The 3,159-nt window shown below is 50.3% G+C and carries 1 rRNA gene; it reads right to left on the bottom strand.

Annotated features, from left to right (window positions below):
* Positions 1-20: 20 nt before the first annotated feature.
* Positions 21-2,907, bottom strand: a 23S ribosomal RNA gene (locus ACQEXR_RS19770).
* Between the last annotated feature and the right edge of the window lie 252 nt (positions 2,908-3,159).

Raw genomic sequence — 3,159 nt, 5'->3', positions numbered from 1 at the left:
CAAAACCCTTTGGGTGTTGTATGGTTAAGCCTCACGGGCAATTAGTACAGGTTAGCTCAACGCCTCACAGCGCTTACACACCCTGCCTATCAACGTTCTAGTCTCGAACAACCCTTTAGGACCCTCAAGGGGTCAGGGAAGACTCATCTCAGGGCTCGCTTCCCGCTTAGATGCTTTCAGCGGTTATCGATTCCGAACTTAGCTACCGGGCAATGCGTCTGGCGACACAACCCGAACACCAGAGGTTCGTCCACTCCGGTCCTCTCGTACTAGGAGCAGCCCCCTTCAATCTTCCAACGCCCACGGCAGATAGGGACCGAACTGTCTCACGACGTTCTAAACCCAGCTCGCGTACCACTTTAAATGGCGAACAGCCATACCCTTGGGACCGACTTCAGCCCCAGGATGTGATGAGCCGACATCGAGGTGCCAAACACCGCCGTCGATATGAACTCTTGGGCGGTATCAGCCTGTTATCCCCGGAGTACCTTTTATCCGTTGAGCGATGGCCCTTCCATACAGAACCACCGGATCACTATGACCTGCTTTCGCACCTGCTCGAATTGTCATTCTCGCAGTCAAGCGGGCTTATGCCATTGCACTAACCTCACGATGTCCAACCGTGATTAGCCCACCTTCGTGCTCCTCCGTTACTCTTTGGGAGGAGACCGCCCCAGTCAAACTACCCACCAGGCACTGTCCGCAACCCCGATTAGGGGTCGACGTTAGAACATCAACACTACAAGGGTGGTATTTCAAGGACGGCTCCACAAATACTGGCGTACTTGCTTCAAAGCCTCCCACCTATCCTACACATGTAGGGTCAATGTTCAGTGCCAAGCTGTAGTAAAGGTTCACGGGGTCTTTCCGTCTAGCCGCGGGTACACTGCATCTTCACAGCGATTTCAATTTCACTGAGTCTCGGGTGGAGACAGCGTGGCCATCATTACGCCATTCGTGCAGGTCGGAACTTACCCGACAAGGAATTTCGCTACCTTAGGACCGTTATAGTTACGGCCGCCGTTTACCGGGGCTTCGATCAAGAGCTTCGCGCAAGCGCTAACCCCATCAATTAACCTTCCGGCACCGGGCAGGCGTCACACCGTATACGTCATCTTACGATTTTGCACAGTGCTGTGTTTTTAATAAACAGTTGCAGCCACCTGGTATCTGCGACTTCCGATAGCTCCATCCGCAAGGGACTTCACCGTCAGAAGCGTACCTTCTCCCGAAGTTACGGTACCATTTTGCCTAGTTCCTTCACCCGAGTTCTCTCAAGCGCCTTGGTATTCTCTACCCGACCACCTGTGTCGGTTTGGGGTACGATTCCTTACAATCTGAAGCTTAGAGGCTTTTCCTGGAAGCATGGCATCAATGACTTCACTACCGTAGTAGCTCGACATCGTGTCTCAGCCTTAAAGAGAGCCGGATTTACCTAACTCTCAAGCCTACGCACTTGAACCTGGACAACCGTCGCCAGGCCCACCTAGCCTTCTCCGTCCCCCCATCGCAATTGTAAGAAGTACGGGAATATTAACCCGTTTCCCATCGACTACGCCTTTCGGCCTCGCCTTAGGGGTCGACTTACCCTGCCCCGATTAACGTTGGACAGGAACCCTTGGTCTTCCGGCGAGGAGGTTTTTCACCCCCTTTATCGTTACTCATGTCAGCATTCGCACTTCTGATACCTCCAGCATGCTTTACAACACACCTTCAACGGCTTACAGAACGCTCCCCTACCCAATGACTAAAGTCATTGCCGCAGCTTCGGTTTATAGCTTAGCCCCGTTACATCTTCCGCGCAGGCCGACTCGACTAGTGAGCTATTACGCTTTCTTTAAATGATGGCTGCTTCTAAGCCAACATCCTAGCTGTCTAAGCCTTCCCACATCGTTTCCCACTTAGCTATAATTTGGGACCTTAGCTGGCGGTCTGGGTTGTTTCCCTCTCCACGACGGACGTTAGCACCCGCCGTGTGTCTCCCGGATAGTACTTACTGGTATTCGGAGTTTGCAAAGGGTTGGTAAGTCGGGATGACCCCCTAGCCTTAACAGTGCTCTACCCCCAGTAGTATTCGTCCGAGGCTCTACCTAAATAGATTTCGGGGAGAACCAGCTATCTCCAGGTTTGATTGGCCTTTCACCCCTAGCCACAAGTCATCCGCTAATTTTTCAACATTAGTCGGTTCGGTCCTCCAGTTGATGTTACTCAACCTTCAACCTGCCCATGGCTAGATCACCTGGTTTCGGGTCTATATCCAGCAACTCGACGCCCAGTTAAGACTCGATTTCTCTACGGCTCCCCTAGATGGTTAACCTTGCTACTGAATATAAGTCGCTGACCCATTATACAAAAGGTACGCAGTCACACCACGAAGGTGCTCCTACTGCTTGTACGTACACGGTTTCAGGTTCTATTTCACTCCCCTCACAGGGGTTCTTTTCGCCTTTCCCTCACGGTACTGGTTCACTATCGGTCAGTCAGTAGTATTTAGCCTTGGAGGATGGTCCCCCCATATTCAGACAGGATAACACGTGTCCCGCCCTACTCGATTTCACTGATGATGAGATGTCGGTTACGGGGCTATCACCCTGTATCGCGGCACTTTCCAGAGCCTTCACCTGTCTCATTAAAAGCTTAAGGGCTAGTCCAATTTCGCTCGCCGCTACTTTCGGAATCTCGGTTGATTTCTTTTCCTCGGGGTACTTAGATGTTTCAGTTCCCCCGGTTCGCCTCGCTGCGCTATGTATTCACGCAGCGATACTTACTTATGTAAGTGGGTTTCCCCATTCGGAAATCCCAGACTCACAGGTTTTTACTACCTAATCTGGGCTTATCGCAAGTTAATACGTCCTTCATCGCCTCTGACTGCCAAGGCATCCACCGTGTACGCTTAGTCACTTAACCATACAACCCCAAAGGGTCTTTGTTAGTCACCAAAGTTGTCTGCATTTTTATACATGTGCAGACACGATTTTGCCGGACTCAAATATAAACATCACAAGGATGTTTCCAAGAACACTTGAATGTGTGTTGGTACCTAATTTTCTCTTTATTAGAGAAAGTTAGGATTTGAGAACTTTTAATTTGAATAACAACGCATATCAAAGATATGGGGATTGTTGTTATTCGTCAGCTTTCCAAATTGTTAAAGAGCAA

It is taken from the genome of Vibrio sp. TRT 2004 (genome assembly GCF_050113735.1).
Classification (GTDB): Bacteria; Pseudomonadota; Gammaproteobacteria; order Enterobacterales; family Vibrionaceae; genus Vibrio.
This window is presented reverse-complemented; position numbering and strand designations above follow the sequence as displayed.